The sequence below is a fragment of the Pseudomonas sp. nanlin1 genome (assembly GCF_045571515.1).
Classification (GTDB): Bacteria; Pseudomonadota; Gammaproteobacteria; order Pseudomonadales; family Pseudomonadaceae; genus Aquipseudomonas.
The window spans coordinates 3,987,623-4,011,251 of sequence record NZ_CP124218.1 but is presented as its reverse complement, the minus strand read 5'-3'; the positions used below and the strand labels follow the sequence as shown (position 1 = coordinate 4,011,251).

Genomic DNA, 23,629 nt, shown 5'->3' with positions numbered 1-23,629 from the left:
GGCCTGCCCATGTCGCTCGTGCTTGAAAACGTCACCCGAGTGGTCGACAACCAGGTGTTTATCGACGATGCCAGCCTGCGCTTTGAGCCGGGCTCATTCAATGTTCTGTTAGGCCGGACGTTGTCCGGCAAAACCAGCCTGATGCGCCTGATGGCCGGCCTGGATCGCCCGGACCGAGGGCGCATTCTGATGAATGGGGTGGATGTCACGGGCCGGGCTGTGCGCTTGCGCAATGTCTCGATGGTCTACCAGCAATTCATCAACTACCCCACCATGACCGTGTTCGAGAACATCGCCTCGCCGCTGCGCCAGGCGGGCATGGGCGCTGAACATATCCAGGAGCGGGTACTGCAAACCGCGCGCATGCTGCGCATCGAGCCGTTTCTCAAGCGCCACCCGCTGGAGCTTTCCGGTGGTCAGCAACAGCGCACTGCCATGGCGCGGGCCTTGGTCAAGGACGCCGAACTGATCCTGTTCGATGAGCCGCTGGTCAACCTCGACTACAAGCTACGCGAAGAGCTGCGCCAGGAGATGCGCGAGCTGTTCGCCGCCCGCCATACCATTGCGGTATACGCCACCACCGAGCCCAACGAGGCTTTGGCGCTGGGCGGCACCACCACGATTTTGCACGAAGGCCGGGTGATCCAGAGCGAAAAAACCGCCGAGGTGTATCACCGGCCCAACAGTGTTCTGGCCGCCGAGCTGTTTTCTGAACCGCCGATCAACCTGATCCCTGGGCGCATCGCTGGCAACGAAGTGAGTTTCGCCGCTGCAGTGCATTTTCCGCGCAATGTCGACCTGGGGCGCATCGGTGACGGTGAACTACGGTTTGGCGTGCGCCCCAGCCATATCAGCCTGGTGCCCTCCAACGACGACGACCTGGAACTGGCCGTCAGCGTCGAGTTGGCTGAAATCAGCGGCTCGGAGACCTTTCTGCACGTGCGTAACGAACACTTTCAACTGGTGCTGCACCTGCCTGGGGTGCACGACTACGCCGTGGATGCGCCGATCCGCATCTATATCCCCACCCATAAGCTGTTTGTCTTCGAGCCTGAAGGGCGCCTGATCCAGGCCCCTGGGCTGCGTGTAGCGAGGGTTGCCTGATGGCCGAAATTCGTTTGCAGCACCTGGCGCACAGCTATAGCAAGAACCCTCAGAGCGAACAAGACTATGCCATCCGCGAGCTGGACCACGTCTGGCACCAGGGCGGCGCCTACGCATTACTGGGCCCCTCAGGGTGCGGTAAGTCCACCTTGCTCAATATCATTTCCGGGCTGTTGAGCCCCTCCCACGGCCAGGTGCTGTTCGACGGCAAAGAAGTGAACACCCTTAGCCCCGAGCAGCGCAACATTGCCCAGGTGTTTCAGTTCCCGGTGGTGTACGACACCATGACGGTGTTCGACAACCTGGCGTTTCCCTTGCGCAACCAAGGCATGGCGGAGCCGGCGATACGCACCAAGGTCGAAGAAGTGGCCGAAGTGCTCGACTTGCAGAAATTACTCAGCAAGAAGGCCAGCAACCTCACCGCTGATGAAAAGCAAAAAGTCTCCATGGGCCGTGGCCTGGTGCGCGACGACGTGTCGGCGATCCTGTTCGATGAACCCCTGACCGTGATCGACCCGCACCTGAAGTGGAAACTGCGGCGCAAGCTCAAGCAGATCCACGAGCAGTTCAACATCACCATGGTCTATGTCACCCACGACCAGCTGGAAGCTTCGACCTTTGCCGACAAGATCGCCGTGATGTACGGCGGCCAGATCGTCCAGTTCGGCACCCCGCGCGAGCTGTTCGAGCGGCCCGGGCATACCTTCGTCGGCTATTTCATTGGCAGCCCGGGGATGAACCTCATCGAGGTCAGCCCTGTGCCGGGCGGGGTCACCTTTGGCGATGTGCAGTTGCCGCTGGCCGAGCCCCTGCTGGCGCGTATCGAGCGCGGTGGCTGGAAGCACTTGAAGGTGGGCATCCGGCCGGAATTCGTCAAAGTCTGGGACGCGCCGTTCGAAGGCTCCATGGCCGCCGAACTGCTCTACCTCGAAGACCTCGGCACCTACAAGGTACTGACCCTGGGCCTGGGTGGCAAAACCCTCAAGGTTCGCCTTCAGGAAGACCGGACCGTGCCGGCCGGGCCGGTGCATATCAGTTTTCCGGCACAGTGGCTGATGCTTTACGTCGATGACTACCTGGCCGAGGAACAACCATGAGCAAGGTGCACAACAACAAAGCCTGGTGGCTGGTATTGCCGGTGTTTCTGCTGGTGGCGTTCAGCGCCGTGATCCCGATGATGACGGTGGTCAACTACTCGGTGCAGGACATCTTCGACCAGTCCAGCCGTTACTTCGTCGGCGCCGACTGGTATCGCCAGGTGTTGCTCGACCCGCGCCTGCACGACTCGCTGCTGCGCCAGTTCATCTATTCCGCCAGCGTGCTGCTGATCGAAATTCCCCTGGGCATCGCCATTGCCTTGACCATGCCGAGCAAAGGCCGCTGGTCGTCCCTGGTGTTGATCGTGCTGGCGATCCCGCTGCTGATTCCATGGAACGTGGTGGGCACCATCTGGCAGATCTTCGGCCGCGCCGACATCGGCTTGCTGGGGTACAGCCTGAATGCCCTGGGGATCAACTACAACTATGCGGGCAACACCTATGATGCCTGGGCCACCGTGTTGGTCATGGACGTCTGGCACTGGACATCGCTAGTGGCGCTGCTCTGCTACTCAGGTTTGCGCGCCATCCCTGACGTGTACTACCAAGCGGCGCGTATCGACCGCGCCTCGGCCTGGGCGGTGTTCCGCCACATTCAATTGCCCAAGATGAAAAGCGTGCTGCTGATCGCGGTGATGCTGCGCTTTATGGACAGTTTTATGATCTACACCGAGCCGTTCGTGCTGACCGGGGGCGGGCCCGGCAACGCCACCACCTTCCTCAGCCAGACCTTGACGCAGATGGCCATCGGGCAGTTCGACCTGGGCCCGGCCGCCGCCTTTTCGCTGGTGTACTTCCTGATCATCCTGCTGGTGTCATGGCTGTTTTATACCGCCATGACCCACACCGATAAGAACCGCTGAGGTGTGACATGGGCAAGCGCGCACTGCTGCTGATCTACATTCTGTTTCTGTTGGTGCCGATCTATTGGTTGCTGAACATGTCGTTCAAGAGCAATACCGAGATACTTGGCAGCCTGACCCTGTTCCCGCAGAACTTCACCCTGGCCAACTACCGGGTGATCTTCACCGACCCCAGTTGGTACAACGGCTACCTCAATTCGCTGTATTACGTCAGCCTGAACACGGTGATTTCCCTCAGCGTGGCTTTGCCGGCGGCCTATGCGTTTTCGCGCTACCGCTTTCTCGGTGACAAACACCTGTTTTTCTGGCTGCTGACCAACCGTATGGCCCCGCCCGCCGTGTTTCTGCTGCCGTTCTTTCAGCTGTATTCATCGATCGGTCTGTTCGACACCCATATTGCCGTGGCCCTGGCCCATTGCCTGTTCAACGTGCCGTTGGCAGTGTGGATTCTGGAAGGTTTCATGTCCGGGGTGCCCAAGGAAATCGACGAGACCGCGTACATCGATGGTTATAGTTTTCCGCGCTTCTTCGGCAAGATTTTCATCCCCCTGATCGGCTCGGGCATCGGCGTGACGGCGTTTTTCTGCTTTATGTTCTCCTGGGTCGAGCTGCTGCTGGCGCGCACCCTGACATCGGTCAATGCCAAGCCGATTGCGGCCGTGATGACCCGTACCGTGTCGGCCTCGGGTATCGATTGGGGAGTGCTGGCCGCCGCCGGAGTACTGACCATTCTGCCCGGCATGCTGGTGATCTGGTTCGTTCGCAATCACGTGGCCAAGGGCTTTGCCCTCGGCCGAGTCTGAGGGGTACGACGATGGAATGGATGAACTGGACCTTGCCCACGGCGGCGTTCTTCGCCTCGATCGGCTTGATATTGCTGGGTATGACGGTTTTCGAATTGCGCTCGCCGTGTGTCGAGCGCCGCGGTTTCCTGCCGATTGCCACCACCCGTGGCGACCGGCTATTTATCGGTCTTCTCGCGAGCGCCTACCTGCATCTGCTGGTCATTGGCGTGAGCGACTGGAGCATCTGGGTGGCGTCCGTGCTGTCCCTGGTGTGGCTGTTGCTGGTGATGCGCTGGGGCTAGGCCCGTCTGCGGGGCGGTTCTGTGCAAAAAACATAACTAGGAGGTCACTATGTTGAACAATAACAACAAGCTCAGACATAGCATTGCCCTGGCGTCGGCATTGGCGCTGTGTGGTCTTAGCGCATCGGCTTGGGCGGATGCCTATGAAGATGCAGCAAAGAAATGGGTCGACAGCGAGTTCAAGCCATCGACGCTCAGCCAAGAGCAGCAAATGGCGGAAATGAAGTGGTTTACCGAGGCTGCCAAACCCTTCCGTGGCATGAAGATCAACGTGGTTTCGGAAACCTTGACCACGCACCAGTATGAATCCAAGACCCTGGCCAAGGCGTTCACCGAGATCACCGGCATTCAGTTGACCCACGACCTGCTGCAAGAAGGCGATGTGGTGGAAAAACTGCAAACGCAAATGCAGTCGGACAAAAATATCTACGACGGCTGGGTTAACGACTCTGACCTGATCGGCACCCATTTTCGCTACGGCAAAACTCAGTCCATCACCGACTTGATGGCCAACGAAGGTAAAGACGTCACCTCGCCGACCCTGGACCTCAAGGACTTCATCGGCCTGTCGTTCACCACCGCGCCAGACGGCAAGGTGTACCAACTGCCCGACCAGCAATTCGCCAACCTGTATTGGTTCCGCGCCGACTGGTTCGAGCGGCCCGACCTCAAAGCCAAGTTCAAAGCCAAATATGGTTATGAGTTGGGTGTACCGGTGAACTGGTCGGCCTACGAGGACATCGCCAAGTTCTTCAGCGAAGACGTCAAGGAAATCGACGGCAAGCGTATTTATGGCCACATGGACTACGGCAAAAAAGACCCGTCCCTGGGCTGGCGCTTCACCGATGCCTGGTTTTCCATGGCCGGTGGCGGCGACAAAGGCTTGCCCAACGGTCTGCCGGTGGACGAGTGGGGTATCCGCGTCGAAGACTGCCACCCGGTGGGCTCCAGCGTGACCCGCGGCGGCGATACCAACGGCCCGGCGGCGGTGTTCGCCACGCAGAAATACGTTGACTGGATGCGCGCCTATGCGCCGCCTGAAGCCCAGGGCATGACCTTCTCGGAGTCCGGGCCGGTGCCGTCCCAGGGCGCGATTGCCCAGCAGATTTTCTGGTACACGGCATTCACTGCCGACATGACCAAGCCTGGCTTACCGGTGATGAACGCCGACGGCACGCCCAAGTGGCGCATGGCACCATCGCCTAAAGGCCCGTACTGGGAGGAGGGGATGAAGCTGGGTTACCAGGACACCGGATCGTGGACGTTCCTGTATTCCACCCCCGAGAAACAGCGCCTGGCGGCATGGCTGTACGCGCAGTTCGTGACCTCGAAAACCGTTTCGCTGAAGAAAACCATCGTCGGCCTGACACCGATTCGTGAGTCCGACATCAACTCCCAAGCCATGACCGACCTGGCGCCCAAACTGGGTGGCCTGGTGGAGTTCTACCGCAGCCCAGCCCGTGTGCAATGGACCCCCACCGGTACCAACGTGCCGGACTACCCGCGCCTGGCGCAGTTGTGGTGGACCCATATCGCCGAAGCCGCCAGCGGCGAGAAAACCCCGCAGCAGGCGTTGGATGGCCTGGCCAAAGATCAGGATGCACTGATGGCGCGTTTGGAGCGCTCCAAAGTACAACCCAAATGCGGGCCTAAAATGAACCCCGAGCGCGACGCCCAGTACTGGTTCGACCAGCCCGGTGCGCCGAAACCCAAACTGGCCAACGAGAAACCCCAGGGCGAGACCGTCGGCTACAGCGAGCTATTGAAGTCGTGGGAGGCGGCGCGTAAATAATCAAAAGATCGGGGGCAAGCGGAGCGCCGCCCGGCCCCCTCCTACATGTGTTAAACGTAGGAGGGGGCTTGCCCCCGATCCGTTAACCGTCCCCTCGATCCGTCAACCATCCCCCCCGACCAACGTCCCGACCCCATCCAACACAATACGCAACGTTTCGATCACTTCCGGCATGTCCCCGTCGGCCGTCGAATGGCTGATATCCAGCACTAGGTCCCCGCCAAACACCTCAGCGTCCGCAACTTCAATACGCAGTAGCTGCGGCGCCAGCGTCACCTTGACGTCACGTAGCCGGTACTGCTCTTCGTCCAAGGTAATCTCCAACTCGTCTTCATCGGGGAAGCGGGTCAGCATAAACATCTCCCCATCCGCGTACTCGAAACACAGCAGCGCGAGGTTGTCTTCCTCTTCGTCGCGGGGGGTTGCCATCAGCTGCTCAGTACGTATTTGCATGGGAAAAGTATCCGTGATGGGAAATCGACCGATTATACCCGGGTAATCGTTAGCCAGGCTGGAACGCCCGTGCCAGTGGGCTTATACGATAACTCCTGCATGTCCGAATATGTCGCTGCACCGCAAGAGTGCAGCCCAGGCAATGGGTAAGCTGGGGCAATTAGTAGACCTTTTTTCCACCCCGCCGCGCGGATTGGCTATGGTTGATCCGTAACGCGGCTCACTCGCGACGCTTCATTCAATAACAAGCCCAAGCGGAGTATCACAGATGGCGTTCTTCACCGCGGCCAGCAAAGCCGATTTTCAGCATCAACTGCAATCGGCCCTGGCGCAGCACATCGGGGAACAGGGCCTGCCACAAGTGGCCCTGTTCGCGGAGCAGTTCTTCGGCATCATTTCCCTGGACGAGCTGACCCAGCGTCGGCTGTCCGACCTGGTCGGCTGCACGCTGTCGGCCTGGCGGCTGATGCAGCGCTTCGAACACGCGCATCCCCAAGTGCGGGTCTACAACCCCGATTACGAACGCCATGGTTGGCAGTCCACCCATACGGCGGTGGAGGTGCTGCACCACGATTTGCCCTTCCTGGTCGACTCGGTACGCACCGAACTCAACCGCCGCGGTTACAGCATCCACACCCTGCAAACCACCGTACTGAGCGTGCAGCGTGGCCCCGCCGGCGAATTGCTCGAAGTGCTGCCCAAGGGCAGCCTGGGCGAGAACGTGCTGCAAGAATCGCTGATGTATCTGGAGATCGACCGCTGCGCCAATGCCGCCGAGTTGAACATGCTGGCGCGGGAAATCGAGCAGGTGTTGGGTGAAGTGCGCGTGGCCGTGGCCGATTTCGAACCGATGAAAGCCAAGGTGCGCGAGCTGGTCGAACTGGTCGAGCGCAACCCGTTCCCCATCGACAGCGAAGAAAAAGCCGAGATCCAGGCGTTCCTGCAGTGGTTGCTGGGTAATCGCTTCACGTTCCTGGGGTACGAAGAGTTCACCGTCAATGCCGACGGCAGCGGCGGCCAGTTGGTCTACGACGAGCAGTCCTTCCTCGGTTTGCCCCGTGTACTACGCCCCGGCCTGGCGGCCGAAGAGCTGCGAATCGAAGATTACGCCGTGCAATACCTGCAGCTGCCGTTGCTACTGTCCTTCGCCAAGGCTGCGCACCCCAGCCGCGTGCACCGCCCGGCTTACCCCGACTACGTCTCCATCCGCCAACTGGATGCCGACGGCAAGGTCATCAAGGAATGCCGCTTCATGGGCCTGTACACCTCTGCGGTGTACGGCGAAAGCGTGCGTCAGATCCCCTACATCCGTCGCAAGGTGGCCGAGGTCGAGCACCGCTCCGGCTTCGACGCCAAGGCGCACCTGGGTAAAGAACTGGCGCAAGTGGTCGAGGTGTTGCCCCGCGACGACCTGTTCCAGACCCCCGTGGATGAGCTGTTCAGCACCGTGATGTCGATCGTGCAGATCCAGGAGCGCAACAAGATCCGCGTATTCCTGCGCAAAGATCCTTACGGGCGTTTCTGTTACTGCCTGGCCTACGTACCGCGCGATGTCTATTCCACCGAAGTGCGGCAGAAAATCCAGCAGGTGCTGATGGAGCGCCTGAAAGCCAGCGACTGCGAATTCTGGACCTTCTTCTCCGAGTCGGTGCTGGCCCGTGTGCAGTTGATCTTGCGGGTCGACCCGAAGAACCGCATCGACATCGACCCCCAGCAGTTGGAAAAAGAAGTGATCCAGGCCTGCCGTTCGTGGCAGGACGACTACGCCAGCCTCACCGTCGAGAGCTTCGGCGAAGCCCAGGGCACCAACGTACTAGCCGATTTCCCCAAAGGCTTCCCGGCAGGTTACCGCGAGCGCTTCGCCCCGCATTCGGCGGTGGTCGATATGCAGCACTTGCAGGCGCTGTCGGACACCCGCCCGATTGTCATGAGCTTCTACCAGCCATTGGCCCAGAGCGGCGAGCGGCAGTTGCACTGCAAGCTCTACCACGCGGACACGCCACTGGCGCTGTCGGATGTTCTGCCGATCCTGGAGAACCTGGGCCTGCGGGTGCTGGGTGAGTTCCCGTACCGCTTGCGGCACAGCAAGGGCCGTGAGTTCTGGATTCACGACTTCGCCTTTACCTACAGCGAAGGCTTGAGCCTGGATATTCAGCAGCTCAACGACACCCTGCAGGACGCCTTCGTTCACATCGTGCGCGGCGACGCCGAAAACGACGCCTTCAACCGCCTGGTCTTGACCGCGGGCTTGCCATGGCGCGACGTCGCGCTGCTGCGGGCCTACGCACGTTACCTGAAGCAGATCCGCCTGGGCTTCGACCTGGGTTACATCGCCAGCACCCTGAACAACCACACCGACATTGCCCGCGAGCTGACCCGCCTGTTCAAGACGCGATTCTACCTGGCGCGCAAACTGGCCGGCGACGACTTGGAAGACAAGCAGCAACGCCTTGAGCAAGCCATCCTCAACGCCCTCGACGATGTCCAGGTACTCAACGAAGACCGCATCCTGCGGCGCTACCTCGACCTGATCAAAGCGACCCTGCGCACCAACTTCTATCAGCCGGACGCTAACGGCCAGAGCAAGTCTTACTTCAGTTTCAAGTTCAACCCGCGGCTGATCCCCGAACTGCCCAAGCCGGTGCCCAAGTTCGAGATATTCGTCTACTCACCCCGAGTCGAAGGCGTTCACCTACGCTTCGGCAACGTCGCCCGCGGCGGCTTACGCTGGTCGGACCGCGAAGAAGACTTCCGCACCGAGGTGCTTGGCCTGGTGAAGGCCCAGCAGGTGAAAAACTCGGTGATCGTGCCGGTCGGGGCCAAGGGCGGCTTCGTGCCCCGGCGCCTGCCACTAGGCGGCAGCCGTGACGAGGTGCAGAACGAGGCCATCGCCTGCTACCGGATCTTCATCTCGGGCTTGCTCGACATCACCGACAACCTCAAGGACGGCGGCGTATTGCCTCCTGTCAACGTGGTGCGTCACGACGATGACGACCCCTACCTGGTGGTGGCGGCGGACAAAGGCACGGCGACCTTCTCCGATATCGCCAACGGCATCGCCATTGACTACGGTTTCTGGCTGGGCGACGCGTTCGCATCGGGTGGTTCGGCGGGCTACGATCATAAGAAAATGGGCATCACCGCGCGCGGCGCGTGGGTCGGCGTGCAGCGCCACTTCCGCGAACGCGGGATCAACGTGCAGCAAGATCTCACCACCGTCGTCGGCATTGGCGACATGGCCGGCGACGTCTTCGGCAACGGCCTGTTGATGTCCGACAAGCTGCAACTGGTGGCCGCTTTCAACCACCTGCATATCTTCATCGATCCTAACCCGGACGCCGCCGCCAGCTTCGCCGAGCGCCAGCGTTTGTTCGACCTGCCGCGTTCGGCCTGGACCGATTACAACGCCAGCCTGATTTCCGCAGGCGGCGGGATTTTCCCGCGCAGTGCCAAGAGCATCGCCATTAGCCCGCAAATGAAAGAGCGCTTCGACATCGTCGCTGACCGCCTGGCCCCCACCGAGTTGCTCAATGCGCTGCTCAAAGCGCCGGTGGACCTGTTGTGGAACGGCGGTATCGGCACCTATGTGAAGTCCAGCCTGGAAAGCCATGCCGACGTGGGTGACAAAGCCAACGATTCTTTGCGGGTCAACGGCAGCGAGCTGCGCTGCAAAGTGGTGGGCGAGGGTGGCAACCTTGGGCTGACCCAACTGGGCCGGGTTGAATATGGCCTGCACGGCGGCAAGACCAACACCGACTTCATCGACAACGCCGGCGGCGTAGACTGCTCCGACCATGAAGTGAACATCAAGATCCTGCTCAACGAAGTGGTGCAGGCCGGCGACATGACCGAGAAACAGCGCAACCTGTTGCTCGGCAGCATGACTGACGAGGTGTCCAACCTGGTATTGGGCAACAACTACAAGCAGACCCAGGCCCTGTCCCTGGCGGCGCGCCGTGCCTACGAGCGGATTGCCGAGTACAAGCGTCTGATGGCCGACCTGGAAGCCCGTGGCAAGTTGGACCGGGCGATCGAGTTCCTGCCCTCCGAAGAACAGTTGGTGGAGCGGGCCGGGGCCAATCAGGGTCTGACCCGCGCCGAGCTTTCGGTGCTGATCTCCTACAGCAAGATCGACCTCAAGGAGTCTCTGCTCAAATCTCAGGTGCCCGACGACGAGTACCTGACCCGCGACATGGAAACCGCATTCCCGCCATCGTTGGTGCACCAGTACGCCGACGCCATGCGCCGCCACCGCCTGAAGCGCGAAATCGTCAGCACCCAGATCGCCAACGACCTGGTCAATAACATGGGCATTACCTTTGTCCAGCGCCTCAAGGAGTCCACGGGCATGAGCCCGGCGAACGTCGCCGGCGCTTATGTGGTGGTGCGCGATATCTTCCATCTGCCCCACTGGTTCCGCCAGATCGAAGCGCTGGACTACCAGGTCACTGCCGACGTGCAACTGGCCCTGATGGATGAGCTGATGCGCCTGGGCCGCCGCGCCACGCGCTGGTTCCTGCGCAGCCGCCGTAACGACCTGGATGCCGGGCGTGACGTCGCCCACTTCGGCCCGCAAATCGCGGCGCTGGGGCTCAAGCTGGACGAACTGCTCGAAGGGCCGACCCGTGAGGGCTGGCAAGAGCGCTACCAAGCCTATGTCGAAGCCGGGGTGCCGGAGCTGCTGGCGCGCATGGTCGCGGGCACCAGCCACCTGTACACCTTGTTGCCCATCATCGAAGCCGCCGACGTCACTGGCCACAGCGCTGCCCAAGTGGCCAAGGCGTTCTTCGCCCTGGGTAGCCAGTTGGACCTCACCTGGTATCTGCAACAGATCAGCAACCTGCCGGTGGAAAACAACTGGCAGGCGCTGGCCCGCGAGGCGTTCCGCGATGACATCGACCTGCAGCAGCGGGCAATCACCATCTCGGTATTGCAGATGCAGGACGCACCCGATGATATCGAGGAGCGGGTCGACCTCTGGCTGGCACAGCATGAAACGATGGTGGTGCGCTGGCGGGCCATGTTGGACGAACTCAGGGCCGCCACCGGGACTGACTATGCCATGTATGCAGTGGCCAACCGGGAGCTGATGGACCTGGCCCTCAGCGGTACCTCGACAGCCCTCTAGCCTGGGGCCTGCAGCGCTGAAATGCTTTGATGCATTTCTTTCAAAGGACGCCCGATGCGCTGCATCGGGCGTTTTTTTTGGCCTGTAGGTATTTCCTAGGCTGCCATTAGCGAAACGTCGTACATGATGGGCTGCATTTCTTGCGCAGATGGGCCTACACTGCAAATGACAACAAGATCCCATGCATAGGGGCTACACCATGATCGACTACAAAGAAAAACATTGCAGCCTGCTGGCTACCATCGCTTCAGGGGAAGCCTATCTCACGGTGGGCACCCACCAAACCCTGACGGCCCTGGCTTTGGCCGGTTTCGTCACGATCGACAGGGTTCGCCGCGCTGACGGTCTGCGCGTGCAGCGCGTTACCTTGACCGCAGCCGGGCATGAATACTTGGCGGGCCTGTGGTATTGAACCCAGCTTAGTGTAACCAGGCGTGTGCGTCGCACTCGCCCATGAAGCGCCAACGCCGCTCGGCACGGCGCTTCAGTCGTCTGCGGCCTTTCCCGGGCCATTACTCTGTACCGCTCGTCCGTTGCCCCAGGCAGTGCTACCCTTGCGCAACTTTCGCTCGCTACCCATCGCGGCAGGGATAACGAGCGCCAATACCCCAACGGACATGATCGGGTTTCCCATGAATAAGATAGTCAGCACACTGGTGGGTGTCGCCGTGGTCGTCGGCGCCGTGGCGACAGGCGGCGCCTGGTACACCGGGCAGCAGGTAGAAGGGGTATTGCTCGGCACGGTGGCTAATATCAATAGCCAGATCAAAGCCTCCCGCCAGGGCGCCAGCAGTACGGCCCACTTGGAGTTGCTGTCTGTGGAGCGGCACTGGTTCACCAGCACCGCCCACTATCGTTTTACGATCATTCCAAAACCAGGTGCGCAAGCCCAGGCGCCCGTCGAGTTGCTCTTTGTCGACCACATCGAGCATGGCCCACTGCCGTGGTCGCGGGTGAAGCAGGCCAAGCTGTGGCCGGTCATGGTGACCAGCCATTATGAGTTGGAACGCAACGACGCGACGGCCAAATGGTTTGATGCGACCCATGGCGTCCCGCCGGTGGGGGCGCTGGTGAACCTGGGATATGACAACGGGTTCGACGGCACCCTCGAACTGATCCCCGCCGACATCCAACTCGATGCAGTATCTACCCTGCAGTACTCGGGCCTGAAGTTGGACCTCTCGGCCGACGCCGATGCCAACAACCTCAAGTTGCAGGGCTATATGGACCTGTTCAAGCTCGACCTGCGGGCGCCCGACCGGCCGCCGCTGCAGGTCAACTGGAACGGTCTGACCCTGGCCAGCCACCTGCATCAGAGCCCCTATGGCTTCTACCTGGGTAACAACCTGATCGAGTTGAGCAGCGCGAGCATGACCTTCGGCGCGCCGCAGAAAGTACTGGCGCTGAAAAAATTCGAGCAAAAGACCGACAGCAGCGCCGAGGGCGAAAAGCTCAATGCCAGCTTGGCCTACAGCGTTGCCGACGTCACCCTCGATGGCCAGCCCTTGGGCAACGTACAGCTCGCGCTGAGCGCCAAGCGCTTGGACATCCCGGCGTTGCAGGCGGGCCTGAAAATCATCGAACAGGCCGCCGATCGTGGCCAGGCCGCGGCCCCTGCGGGCTCCCCGCGGTTTCAGGTGGAGTTGAGCGCAGACGAGCGTGCGGCCTATGAAACTCAGCTGTTGAAGGTCCTCAGTGGCAAGCCACAAGTGGCCTTGGACAATTTGTCGTTGAAGACCGCCAACGGTGAGAGCCGTATCAACCTGCTGGTCGACCTCGACGCCCCGACCTCGACCACCCTGCCTTCGCTGGAGCTGGGCCAGCAGGTGGTCAAGCGCCTGGACGCCAATGTTTCGTTGTCCAAGCCAATGCTCAGCGACGTGGGTGCGCTGCAAGCTCGCCTACAAGGGCAGAGCGACCCGCAACGTATCCTTCAGCAGGCCAACCTGGTCAGCGAAATGACCAGTATTCTGGCGCTCTCGTCGCAGATGGCGGTGCTCGAAGGCGCTGATGTCGTCAGCCGCCTGCGCTACGCCAATGGTCAGGTCAACCTGAACGGTAAAGACATTCCACTGGAGCAATTCCTGGGCTTGTTGATGAACAACTTCGCGGGCCTGGTGCGGCCCGCCCCGTAAATACCGGGCGAGTCACAAGGTGGCGCTGGGCACCAGGGGCAAAATGAGGGTGGCGATAAAGCCCCCCTCAGGGTGGTTGGCCAGGCGCAAACTACCGCCGTGGCGCTCGGCAGCACGGCGGGCGATGGCCAGGCCCAGGCCATGGCCGGGTGCGGTCTGGCCTGGGGCGCGGTAGAACGGCTCGCCCAGTTGCGCCAGGTGTGCTTCAGCAACGCCCGGGCCATGGTCGCGCACGCTTAGCTCGATACGGTTGTCGGCATGTCGCGCAGCCAGCACGATGGGTTGCTCGGCCGGGTTGAAACGCACTGCGTTGCGCAACAGGTTATCCACCGCGCGTTCGATCATGGTCGGCCAGCCGTGCAGGTTCAGGTTGGGCTCAGCCACCACGCTGATGCGTTGTTCGGCGGCGCTCAACTGGGTGTCTCGGGCCACGCTATCCAAAAGCGCGTTGATCGACACCGGCTCGGCGGTGGCTTGCTCGGCATCGACCCGGGCCAGGGCCAGAATCTCACTGATCAGCGCTTCCAGGCGATCACATTCCAGGCTCAGGCGCGGCCAGAGTTTTTCCCGTTGTTCAGGCTCCGCGCGCTCGGCCAACGCTAACGCGATGCGCAGGCGCGCCAAGGGCGAACGCAATTCGTGTGAGACGTCCCGCAGCAATTGGCGCTGGCTGCCGATCATGCTTTGCAGGCGCGAGCCCATGCGGTTGAAGTCATTGGCCAGCACGCCGAACTCATCCCGGCGCCCGGCCAATTGCGCCAGGCTGTTCTGTTGGTAGGTGGTTTGCCCCAGGTCGTGCACGGCGGTGCGCAGGCGGCTCAAGGGGCGGGTGATCGACAGGGTCACGAACAGACTGAACAGGGTGAGCACCACCAGGGCAATAGCCAATGCGCCGATGGGCCACATCAGGCTATGGCGCTGCCAGGCTTCCAGCTCCGGATGGGGGATGCGGTAAATCAACAGAAAGGTATCGCCCGTGGTCGGGCTGGTGTACTCGGCGGTGAGGCGCCGCCAGGGCAGGGGCGGGCCACCGTCCTTGCGGTCCTGACGAGCCTCGAAGGCGGCCGCGCGCGGCGCAAAAGTGCCCGGCACCACAGCGTCGCCATTCTCGTTAAGCACCTGGGTGTCGATACGGTACTTGCGTTTACGCCGCTCGAGCATCTGCTGAGCCGCGTCGGCGCCGTCCTTTTCATAGCGCTCGGTCCAGGCCTGGGCGAAACCGCGAATGGCGGGGTGACGGCTGAGCACCCAGCCGTCCTGGTTAAGTACATGCCCCATCAATACCGACAGCCCGGCAACCAAGGCGATGGCAAGCCAGAAGCTGGCCAGAATGCGCCAGAACAGTGAACGCAAGGTCAATACCCCCTTAATTAAAAAACCCGACCTACTGGTGTAGGTCGGGTGCAGTACTGGGGCCTCAGGTTACTGGGTTTTGCCAGCCTTTTGGGCTTTCCAGGCCTGGAATTCAGCCCACTCAGCGCGACGCTGGTCTTTTTCTTTGTTCATCTCGTCAAAACGTTTCTGCTGGTCCGGCTTGAGCAATGCGCGGATCTCGGCGCGGGTTTTATCGTGGCGCGCCTGGATTTCGTCTTTCATGGCCTTCTGATCAGCCGCTGGCAGTTTTTCCAGGTATTTGCGAGTGATTTCGCGGTCGCCGTGGCGGTCTTCACCGACCAGCTTGCCAATCTGCAGGCGCTGCTCGCGGTCCAGGTCCAGTTGTTCGAAAGGCGCTGGGCCGTGGCGTGGGCCCATGCCGGGGCCTTTGTCGAAGCCTTCACCGGGACCGGCGGGCGGCATGGCCATGGCAACGGTGGGCAGGGCAGCGGCGAACAGCAGGGCGGTCAGGGTCTTGCGCATGGTGAATCTCCTTGTCTCGTTCCCGGCGGGTGTTTACCGGATGAGCTCAGTTTAGGGAGATCAAAGTCAGCGGCGGTCAGGTGAGCGTAAAGCTTGAGTAAAGGCAATTCGTACAACGATTTACACAGTTTCACTGCGCATAGAAGTAACCACGGCTGCGCAAGGCGACGATGCGCGGGCGCCCATCGGCGTGCGGGCCGATCTTTTTCCGCAAGTTGCTCACGTGCATATCCAGGCTGCGGTCGTACAGGGTCAGCTTGCGCCCCAGGGCCAGCTGCGCCAATTCCTGTTTGTCCAGGGGCTCGCCGGGTTGGCGGATCAGGGCTTCGAGGATGCGGCTTTCGGAGATGGTCAGGTTGATGTCGAGTTGATCGATGCTGACCACCCCACGGGCCGGGCTGAAGCACAGATCGCCCAATTCCAGCTGGCCACTGCTGGCGACCGGGTGGCTACGGCGCAGCACGGCGCGCAGGCGCGCAGTCAACTCGCGCGGATCACAAGGCTTGGCCAGGTAGTCGTCGGCGCCCAACTCCAGGCCAAGGATGCGATCCAGCGGTTCGCCCCGCGCCGACAGCATGAGCACCGGCAGCTCAGGGTGCTCGTTGCGCAGTTGCTTGAGCACCTCCAGGCCGCTGCCATCGGGAAGCATGACATCTAGCACTACCGCCGACGGGGCCTGGTTGGCCAGCGCCTGGCGAGCGCTAGCGCCGTCATGGCACGCGCGGACCACAAAGCCCTCCTGGCTCAACCAACTGGCTAACAGTTCGCAGAGTTCAACATCGTCGTCAATTAACAGCAGGTCGCTCATGGGGGGCTCTTGCGCAGCTCAGGGCAGGGTCTTGCGGAACGGCTTGACGCTGACGTCGGCATACACCCCGCCGAGCATAAAGGGATCGTCCTTGGCCCAGGCCTGGGCAGCGTCGAGGGAATCGAACTCGGCCACGATCAGGCTGCCGCTGAAACCCGCCTCGCCGGGTTCGTCGTTGTCGATGGCCGGGTTAGGGCCGGCCAGTACCAGGCGGCCTTCGCGTTGCAGTTGCTGCAAGCGGTCCAGGTGAGGTGGGCGCAGTTCCAGGCGTTTTTCCAGCGAGTTGGCGACGTCGGTAGCAACGATGGCGTAGAGCATGTCAATCCTCGGCTTTCGGAGTGGAAGGGGTGCTGTCTTGCATGTGGCGGGAAAGGTAGACGCCCTGGCCGACCAGGAACAGCACGGTCATGCCGAGGCTGCCGAACACTTTGAAGTCGACCCAGAATTCCTGAAAGGTAAAGGCGACGAACAGGTTGGCCGCGCCGCAAAACAGGAAAAAGATGATCCAGGCCACGTTGAGCCGGGTCCAGATAGGGTCGGCCAGGGTCAGCGCGTGGCCCATGATGCGCTTGATCAACACTGGGCCGCGAATGAAGTGGCTGCCAGCGAACACGGCGGCGAACACCCAGTTGACCACCGGCGCTTTCCATTTGAGGAAGGTTTCGCTGTGAAAGGCCAGGGTCAGGCTGCCGAACACCAGGCAGGCGAGCAGGGTGAACCACTGGCTCTTTTCCAGCTTGCGCTGCAGGGCGAACAGAATGCCGTAGACCACTACCGAGCTGATGATCAACACCGCCGTGGCGCTGAAAATGCCGCCCACATTGACGCTGTGGCCAGCGATGTCGAGCGTGCGTGGGTCGGTCTTGTAAACGATGAAAAACAGGATGAGCGGGATGAAATCGATGAGTTGTTTCACAATGGCAGCCAGGAGCGGGATGTGCGGGCATAATAACAAACATCAAAGACAGCGAAAGCGCCACCTATGAATGTTGATCTGCATTGCCACAGCACGGCCTCCGACGGGGCGCTGGCGCCCACTGTACTGGTCAACCGTGCCTTCGAACACGGCGTGCGGACCCTGGCGCTGACCGACCACGATACCCTCGAAGGCCAGCTCGAGGCCCGCGCGGCCGCGGCTGCGCTGGGCATGCAGTGGGTCAGTGGGGTCGAAATGTCCTGCACTTGGGGCGGTGCTACCATCCATGTACTGGGCTATGGTTTCGCCCTGGATGCGCCGCCCTTGCAGGCGGCCATCGAGCAATTGCACCATGGGCGCTGGCTGCGGGCGGAAGAAATCGACCGCAAACTGGCGATCAAAGGCATGCCTGGCGCGCTCGACGGCGCCCGAGCCCTGCAAATGGAGCTCGGTGACAGCGGCAACGCCCCGGCGCGGCCGCACTTTGCTGATTTCCTGGTGCGCGCGGGCTACGTCAAAGACCGCGCCGAAGCCTTCCGCAAATGGCTGGGGGCAGGCAAGCTGGGTGACGTCAAACAACATTGGCCGACCCTGGAGGAAACCGTAGCGACTCTGCGGCGGTCTAATGCATGGGTCAGTTTGGCGCACCCCCTGCATTATGATTTCACCCGCAGCAAGCGGCGCAAATTGGTCGGCGACTTTCTTCAGGCCGGCGGCCATGCCATCGAGGTGGTCAACGGCATGCAGCCGGCGGAGCAGGTGGGGACTCTGTCCATCCTTGCCCGCGAGTTCGGTCTGCTGGCCAGTGCTGGCAGTGATTTTCACGGCCCCGGCGCCTGGGGCGAAATCGGCGCCTGGCGGCCTCTGCCCGAGGATCTGCCACCCTTGTGGTGCCGATTCAAACATGAACAGCCTTCCACGGTTTGAACAGGAACAGCACGTGAGTCAATTTTTCCAGATCCATCCGGAAAATCCCCAGGCGCGCCTGATCAAACAGGCCGTGGAGATCATCCGCAAGGGTGGGGTCGTGGTTTACCCCACCGACTCATCCTACGCTGTGGGTTGCCAGATCGGTGACAAGAGCGCCATCGAGCGCGTGCGCCGTCTGCGCCAGCTGGACGACAAGCATAACTTCACCTTGATCTGCTCAGACCTATCGCAATTGGGCCTGTTCGCCAAGGTCGATACGGGCGCGTTCCGCCTGCTCAAGGCCCACACCCCAGGGCCTTACACCTTTATCCTCAATGCGACGCGCGAGGTGCCGCGCCTGTTGCTGCACCCCAAGCGCCGCACCATCGGTGTGCGCGTGCCCAGCCACCCCATCGCTCTGGCCCTGCTGGAAGAACTGGGCGAGCCGTTGATGAGCGTCACCCTGATCATGCCGGGTGAGCAGGAGCCCATGAACGATCCCTACGAAATGCGCCAGGTTCTGGAGCATCAGGTCGATCTGGTGATCGATGGCGGGTACGGTGGCCTTGAGGCCTCGACGGTGATCAACCTGACCGACGACGAACCCCAAGTGGTCCGGGTGGGCTGCGGCGACCCATCGCCGTTCATGGCCCAGGCGTGAGTGCAGAGGCGGCCGCCGAGCCCCTGGCCGACGGGCCGTTCAGCGCCCCCCAGCAATTGCAGTTGGCGCTGGTGTACGGGCAGGCCGTCACCCAGTTGCCGGTGGACCTGTACATTCCTCCGGACGCCCTAGAGGTATTCCTCGAAGCGTTCGAGGGCCCGCTGGATTTGCTGCTCTACCTGATCCGCAAGCAGAACGTCGACATCCTCGATATTCCCGTGGCGGAAATCACCCGCCAGTACATGGGCTACGTCGAGTTGATGAAAACCGTGCGCCTGGAATTAGCGGCCGAGTACCTGGTGATGGCGGCCATGCTGGCCGAGATCAAGTCGCGCATGTTGTTGCCGCGCTCGGTACACGTGGAGGAGGAAGAGGACGATCCGCGCGCCGAGTTGATCCGTCGCCTGCAGCAATACGAGCGCTTCAAGGCGGCCGCCGAAGGCATCGACGGCCTCAAGCGGGTAGGCCGCGACATTTATGTACCGCAGCTCGACGCGCCCCAGGCCAAGGTGCGCAAGTTACTGCCTGACGTCAGCCTGGAAGAACTGCTGATGTCCATGGCCGAAGTCTTGCGCCGTGGCGACATGTTCGAAAGCCACCAGGTCAGCCGCGAAGCCTTGTCCACCCGTGAACGCATGAGCGAGGTGCTGGAGCGCCTCAAAGGCGGTGGGTTTGTCCCCTTCGTTGAGCTGTTCCGTGCCGAAGAAGGCAAGCTGGGGGTGGTGGTGACCTTTATGGCGATTCTTGAATTGGTCAAGGAATCCCTGGTGGAACTGGTGCAAAATGAGCCGTTTGCCGCTATCCACGTCCGCGCCCGAGCCGAATCATGAACCTCAACGAACCCCGCGAGCTGGCCCCCCTGCTCGAAGCTTTTCTGCTGGCTTCAGGAAAGCCGCAAGCCCTAAACCACCTTTACGAACTATTCGAAGAAGGTGAGCGGCCAGAGCCCGAAGTGTTCAAAAAGGCCCTGGAGTTATTGCGCAAGTCCTGCGACAAACGTGCTTTCGAACTGGTTGAGGTGGCCTCGGGTTACCGCTTGCAGATCCGTGAAAAATTCGCCCCGTGGGTCGGGCGCCTGTGGGAAGAGCGTCCACAGCGCTACTCCCGTGCACTCCTGGAAACCCTCGCCTTGATCGCCTACCGCCAGCCCATCACTCGGGGCGAGATCGAAGACGTGCGCGGTGTGGCGGTCAACAGCAACATCGTCAAGACCTTGCTCGAACGGGAGTGGGTGCGGGTGGTGGGCTACCGCGACGTGCCTGGGCGGCCGGCCATGTTTGCCACCACCAAGGCGTTTCTTGACCATTTCAACCTGAAGAACCTCGACAACTTGCCGCCTTTGGCCGAGCTGCGCGAACTGGAACCGGCACCGTCAGTCGACGAGCCCGATGACGACCTGCCCGTGCCCGCGCACCTGCAGGCACTGGCCGACGCCAGCGATCCCCAGGCTGAGGCCAGTGAACCGCGCAATGAAACCAGCTTCCGCAGCCTTCTGGTCGAACTCGACTCCATGGAGGAGGGTCTGAAAACTGACTTCGATGATTTGCCGGAGCCTACGGGCGCCGATGACGAATCCCCCATCGAGGACATTCAGCCACCGCGCCAGGAGTGAAAGGCCCATGAGCAAGAGCCCGTGTATCGGCCTTTGTAAGTTTGACGACGAAATTTGCCTCGGTTGCGGCCGTAGTAAACGTGAGATCAAAAGCTGGAAAAAGCTCGACAAGAGCGAGCGCAAGGCCGCGGCCGCCGTGGCTCAGGCACGCCTGGCCAAGCTCAAGGGCGCCGGTCGGCGGAAAAAGAAATAGCCGCGCCGGGCTCGACTATGCTGCGTAAAGCCCGCGATCAGCGTATGATTCGCGACCCTCGAGCGACCTGCTCGTTAGCGATTGAGTAATTCGACCCACCGGGAGGTGCTTAACATGAGTGAACACGACACGCCAGACAGCCAGGAAATTGGCCCAGCAGGCGAAAAACTGCAGAAAGTGCTGGCGCGCATTGGCGTAGGCTCGCGTCGCGACGTAGAAGCCTGGATCGGCGAAGGCCGCATCAAAGTCAACGGCGTTGCCGCCACCCTCGGCCTGCGCGTCGACCTGCACGACGCCATTACCGTTGACGGTAAAGTGATCAAGCGCGAAGAAGCGGCCGAAACCGTGCGCCGCGTGATTATCTACAACAAGCCCGACGGTGAGATTTGCACCCGTGACGACCCAGAAGGCCGCCCTACGGTGTTCGACCGCCTGCCTCGCCCACGGGAAGGCCGCTGGATCAACATTGGCCGCCTCGACATCAACACCACGGGCCTGCTGATGTTCACCACCGACGGTGAGCTGGCCAACCGTCTGATGCACCCCTCCTATGAAATGGACCGTGAATACGCGGTGCGGGTACGCGGCGAAGTCGACGAAGACATGCTGTTGCGCCTGAAAAACGGCGTGCTGCTCGAAGACGGCCCGGCGCGTTTCACCGACATCCAGCAAGCCCCTGGCGGCGAAGGCTTCAACCACTGGTACCACTGCGTGGTGATGGAAGGTCGTAACCGTGAAGTGCGGCGCCTGTGGGAGTCCCAAGGGCTGGTGGTCAGCCGCCTGAAGCGCGTGCGCTTTGGCCCGGTGTTCCTCAATTCCGATCTGCCCATGGGCCGCTGGCGCGAACTGACCCAGGGCGAAGTGGATATCCTGGCGGCCGAAGTGGGCCTGACTGCCGTGGCCCAGGTGGCGATGAGCACCAAGTCCAAAGAAAAGCTCGACCGCCTGCAGCGTAAGTCGTCGCGCCCATTGGGCCGTGGCGAGCGGGTCCGTAACCTGCGCCCGGCCCACGATGGCGCGGCCCCTGCTCGCGAAGAGCGCCCTGCACGCCAGCCGCGTGGCGACAATGCCCCGCGTCAAGACGCCGCACGTACGGAAAACCCGCGCCGCGAGGCTCCACGTGGCGCCCCGAAAGCCGGTGGTACGCCAGTGGCCGAGCGCCCAAGCGAGATGAACAAGCGCCCGGCCAAGCCGGTGCAAAAGCGCCCTGGCATCAAGCTGGTCGACGACGGCCCATCCGGCAAGCGCCGCGGCCCGCCTGCCGGTAGCGGCCAGCGCCCTGGCTTTGGTCGGCGCAAGCCCAAGCCGGAGTAAGGCTGCCGGATATGCTGGAAATCTCCAACGACGTTCACTTGCCCGACCATGAAATCGAGCTAACAGCCATTCGCGCGCAAGGCGCGGGTGGCCAGAACGTCAATAAGGTTTCCAGCGCGATGCATCTGCGCTTCGATATCAATGCTTCCTCTCTGCCGCCGTTCTACAAAGAGCGGCTGCTGGCCTTGCGTGACAGCCGGATCACCCGCGAAGGGGTGCTGGTGATCAAGGCCCAGCAATACCGTACCCAAGAGCAAAACCGCGCCGATGCCCTGGAGCGTTTGCGCGAGTTGATCCTGGCTGCGGGCAAGGTAGAAAAGAAACGCCGCCCCACCAAACCGACCCTCGGTTCGCGCACACGCCGCCTGGAAAGTAAGACCCAGCGTGGCGCGATCAAGGCCGGGCGCGGCAAGATCGACTTTTAAACGATCTCTTCATGCCGAAGCGGGTTGCGGGTGGCCTGTTTGTACAGGTAGACGCTCAGCGCTAAGCCGCCGATGGCCGCCAGCGCCGCGAACAGAAAGATCGAAGCAAAGCCGAACCCGGCGGCGATGGCGCCCGCCAGTGGCCCGGTAATCCCCAGGGATAAGTCGATAAACAGCGAGTACGCGCCCACGGCGGCCCCGCGGCTGGACGCCGGCACCAGGTTGACCGCCTCCACGCTCAAGGCCGGGAACACCAGGGAAAAGCCAAAGCCGGTCAACGCAGCGCCGGCCAGGGCCAATTCCTGGCTAGGGGCGAGCCACAGCAATAGCAGCCCGAGGGTTTCCACCGAAAGGCAGGCAATGGCCACCCGAAAGCCACCTATGCGATTGATCAGGCCGCCGAACAGCAGCCGGGCGCAGATAAAACTGGCGCCGAACAAGCTTAGGCAAATGGCGGCGTTGCCCCATTGATGGCTGGCGTAATACAAAGTGATGAACGTGGCGATGGTGCCAAAGCCAATCGAGCCCAGCGCCAAACCCATGCCGTGGGGCAATACCCGGCCCAATACGTGAAGAAACGGCAGGCGCTCGCCGCTGACCACCGGCGCTGCCGGTTTGTGCCAGGCCAGGCGCAGGCCCAGCGCCGCCAGCAGGATAATGCTCACGCCCATGCTCCATAGCCCCAGATACTGCACCAGCAGCACCCCCAACGGTGCGCCGATGGCCAGTGCGCCGTAGCTGGCAATACCGTTCCAGGAAATCACCTTGGCGGTGTTCTGCGCACCCACCCGGCCGATCCCCCAACCGATGGAGCCTGAACCCACCAGGCTTTCTGCACTGCCCAGCACCACGCGGCCGATGAGGAGGCTGGCCAGGCTCCAGTGGGGCAGGCTGGTCAGGGCGGCCGACAGCAGCATGAATACCCCGCTCAGGCCGCAACCGGACAGGCCGTAGATCACGGCTTTTTTGCTGCCCAGGTTGTCGATGATGCGGCTGGCATAGGGGCGGCTGAGCAGGGTCGCCAGATACTGCACGCTCATCACCAGCCCGGCGATGACGGCGCCAAACCCCAGGTCGCTGTGGACATAGCCCGGCAATACGGCCAGGGGGATGCCGATGTTGAGGTAGCCGATGAAGGTGAACAGAACGATTGCCACGACTTGCAGGGTAACCGCCATGGGGCGCGGGTGATCAGGCATTGAAGAATCCGAGTAGCGGGTAGAGAAGGCGAGATAAGAATGATAGCGGGTGGTGACGCGAGGTGAAGCCATTTAT

At 61.7% G+C, this 23,629-nt stretch carries 23 protein-coding genes; 16 read left to right on the top strand and 7 right to left on the bottom strand.

The features are described 5' to 3' along the window. The first annotated feature begins 9 nt into the window (after positions 1-9). Genes QCL65_RS18410 through QCL65_RS18385 form a run of 6 tightly spaced genes read left to right on the top strand, consistent with a single transcriptional unit; the run spans position 10 to position 5,943 of the window. Positions 10-1,104: an ABC transporter ATP-binding protein gene (locus QCL65_RS18410; RefSeq protein ID WP_407311237.1), complete on the top strand. Its 1,095-nt coding sequence runs from the start codon at positions 10-12 to the stop codon at positions 1,102-1,104. Then, the gene (locus QCL65_RS18405) at positions 1,104-2,201 is read left to right on the top strand and encodes an ABC transporter ATP-binding protein (RefSeq protein ID WP_407311235.1); all 1,098 of its coding nucleotides are present in this window, start codon (positions 1,104-1,106) and stop codon (positions 2,199-2,201) included. The genes QCL65_RS18410 and QCL65_RS18405 overlap by 1 nt, the downstream gene beginning before the upstream one ends. After that, entirely contained in the window at positions 2,198-3,064 is an 867-nt protein-coding gene (locus QCL65_RS18400; RefSeq protein ID WP_407311232.1) for a carbohydrate ABC transporter permease, read from the top strand. Before QCL65_RS18405 ends, QCL65_RS18400 begins: the two co-directional genes overlap by 4 nt. Before the next feature lie 8 nt (positions 3,065-3,072). Next, a complete protein-coding gene (locus QCL65_RS18395) occupies positions 3,073-3,867 on the top strand; it encodes a carbohydrate ABC transporter permease (protein WP_407311230.1) in 795 nt (264 codons plus the stop codon). An 11-nt stretch (positions 3,868-3,878) separates the two neighbouring features. Continuing rightward, the gene (locus QCL65_RS18390) at positions 3,879-4,151 is read left to right on the top strand and encodes a DUF2160 domain-containing protein (RefSeq protein WP_407311228.1); all 273 of its coding nucleotides are present in this window, start codon (positions 3,879-3,881) and stop codon (positions 4,149-4,151) included. A 49-nt stretch (positions 4,152-4,200) separates the two neighbouring features. Further along, on the top strand, positions 4,201-5,943 hold the full coding sequence (locus QCL65_RS18385) for a carbohydrate ABC transporter substrate-binding protein (RefSeq protein WP_407311226.1): 1,743 nt from the start codon (positions 4,201-4,203) through the stop codon (positions 5,941-5,943). A 102-nt stretch (positions 5,944-6,045) separates the two neighbouring features. Here the strand turns inward: QCL65_RS18385 and QCL65_RS18380 are convergent, their stop codons facing one another. Beyond that, a complete protein-coding gene (locus QCL65_RS18380; RefSeq protein WP_407311224.1) occupies positions 6,046-6,396 on the bottom strand; it encodes a hypothetical protein in 351 nt (116 codons plus the stop codon). A gap of 268 nt (positions 6,397-6,664) precedes the next feature. Here QCL65_RS18380 and QCL65_RS18375 point away from each other — a divergent pair, with 268 nt between their 5' ends. The 3 genes from QCL65_RS18375 to QCL65_RS18365 all read left to right on the top strand — a co-directional run bounded on the left by QCL65_RS18375 (position 6,665) and on the right by QCL65_RS18365 (position 13,659). After that, positions 6,665-11,524 carry an NAD-glutamate dehydrogenase gene (locus QCL65_RS18375; RefSeq protein WP_407311222.1) on the top strand — a complete coding sequence of 1,620 codons (4,860 nt, stop codon included), beginning with the start codon at positions 6,665-6,667 and terminating at the stop codon, positions 11,522-11,524. 199 nt (positions 11,525-11,723) lie between these two features. Continuing rightward, positions 11,724-11,936, top strand: a complete 213-nt coding sequence (locus tag QCL65_RS18370; RefSeq protein ID WP_407311219.1) for a hypothetical protein — start codon at positions 11,724-11,726, stop codon at positions 11,934-11,936. A gap of 220 nt (positions 11,937-12,156) precedes the next feature. Beyond that, on the top strand, positions 12,157-13,659 hold the full coding sequence (locus tag QCL65_RS18365) for a YdgA family protein (RefSeq protein WP_407311217.1): 1,503 nt from the start codon (positions 12,157-12,159) through the stop codon (positions 13,657-13,659). Positions 13,660-13,671: 12 nt separating this feature from the next. Here the strand turns inward: QCL65_RS18365 and QCL65_RS18360 are convergent, their stop codons facing one another. From QCL65_RS18360 to QCL65_RS18340, 5 genes are all read right to left on the bottom strand, one after another. After that, a complete protein-coding gene (locus QCL65_RS18360; protein WP_407311215.1) occupies positions 13,672-15,012 on the bottom strand; it encodes an ATP-binding protein in 1,341 nt (446 codons plus the stop codon). Between the two features lie 69 nt (positions 15,013-15,081). Beyond that, a complete protein-coding gene (locus tag QCL65_RS18355; protein WP_407311213.1) occupies positions 15,082-15,516 on the bottom strand; it encodes an LTXXQ domain protein in 435 nt (144 codons plus the stop codon). Between the two features lie 130 nt (positions 15,517-15,646). Next, complete coding sequence (locus tag QCL65_RS18350) at positions 15,647-16,324, bottom strand: response regulator transcription factor (RefSeq protein WP_407311211.1); 678 nt, start codon at positions 16,322-16,324, stop codon at positions 15,647-15,649. Positions 16,325-16,342: 18 nt separating this feature from the next. After that, positions 16,343-16,642 carry a YciI family protein gene (locus QCL65_RS18345; RefSeq protein ID WP_407311209.1) on the bottom strand — a complete coding sequence of 100 codons (300 nt, stop codon included), beginning with the start codon at positions 16,640-16,642 and terminating at the stop codon, positions 16,343-16,345. A 1-nt stretch (position 16,643) separates the two neighbouring features. Continuing rightward, positions 16,644-17,240 carry a septation protein A gene (locus tag QCL65_RS18340; protein ID WP_407311207.1) on the bottom strand — a complete coding sequence of 199 codons (597 nt, stop codon included), beginning with the start codon at positions 17,238-17,240 and terminating at the stop codon, positions 16,644-16,646. Between the two features lie 66 nt (positions 17,241-17,306). Here QCL65_RS18340 and QCL65_RS18335 point away from each other — a divergent pair, with 66 nt between their 5' ends. From QCL65_RS18335 to arfB, 7 genes are all read left to right on the top strand, one after another. After that, a complete protein-coding gene (locus tag QCL65_RS18335) occupies positions 17,307-18,167 on the top strand; it encodes a PHP domain-containing protein (protein WP_407311205.1) in 861 nt (286 codons plus the stop codon). Positions 18,168-18,180: 13 nt separating this feature from the next. After that, positions 18,181-18,810 (top strand): L-threonylcarbamoyladenylate synthase, encoded by a 630-nt coding sequence (locus tag QCL65_RS18330; RefSeq protein WP_407311203.1) that lies wholly within the window; start codon positions 18,181-18,183, stop codon positions 18,808-18,810. Positions 18,811-18,878: 68 nt separating this feature from the next. After that, complete coding sequence (locus QCL65_RS18325; protein WP_407316921.1) at positions 18,879-19,640, top strand: segregation and condensation protein A; 762 nt, start codon at positions 18,879-18,881, stop codon at positions 19,638-19,640. Then, a complete protein-coding gene (scpB, locus tag QCL65_RS18320) occupies positions 19,637-20,422 on the top strand; it encodes an SMC-Scp complex subunit ScpB (RefSeq protein ID WP_407311201.1) in 786 nt (261 codons plus the stop codon). Before QCL65_RS18325 ends, scpB begins: the two co-directional genes overlap by 4 nt. 7 nt (positions 20,423-20,429) lie before the next feature. Then, positions 20,430-20,615: a DUF1289 domain-containing protein gene (locus tag QCL65_RS18315; protein ID WP_407311199.1), complete on the top strand. Its 186-nt coding sequence runs from the start codon at positions 20,430-20,432 to the stop codon at positions 20,613-20,615. A gap of 114 nt (positions 20,616-20,729) precedes the next feature. Then, the gene (rluB, locus tag QCL65_RS18310) at positions 20,730-21,929 is read left to right on the top strand and encodes a 23S rRNA pseudouridine(2605) synthase RluB (protein ID WP_407311197.1); all 1,200 of its coding nucleotides are present in this window, start codon (positions 20,730-20,732) and stop codon (positions 21,927-21,929) included. Between the two features lie 11 nt (positions 21,930-21,940). Then, positions 21,941-22,354, top strand: a complete 414-nt coding sequence (arfB, locus tag QCL65_RS18305) for an alternative ribosome rescue aminoacyl-tRNA hydrolase ArfB (protein ID WP_407311195.1) — start codon at positions 21,941-21,943, stop codon at positions 22,352-22,354. On the opposite strand, the gene QCL65_RS18300 is transcribed toward arfB, so the two are convergent. Next, positions 22,351-23,553, bottom strand: coding sequence for an MFS transporter (locus QCL65_RS18300; RefSeq protein ID WP_407311193.1), 1,203 nt, complete (start codon positions 23,551-23,553; stop codon positions 22,351-22,353). The two genes, arfB and QCL65_RS18300, sit on opposite strands and share 4 nt — an antisense overlap. Positions 23,554-23,629: the final 76 nt, after the last annotated feature.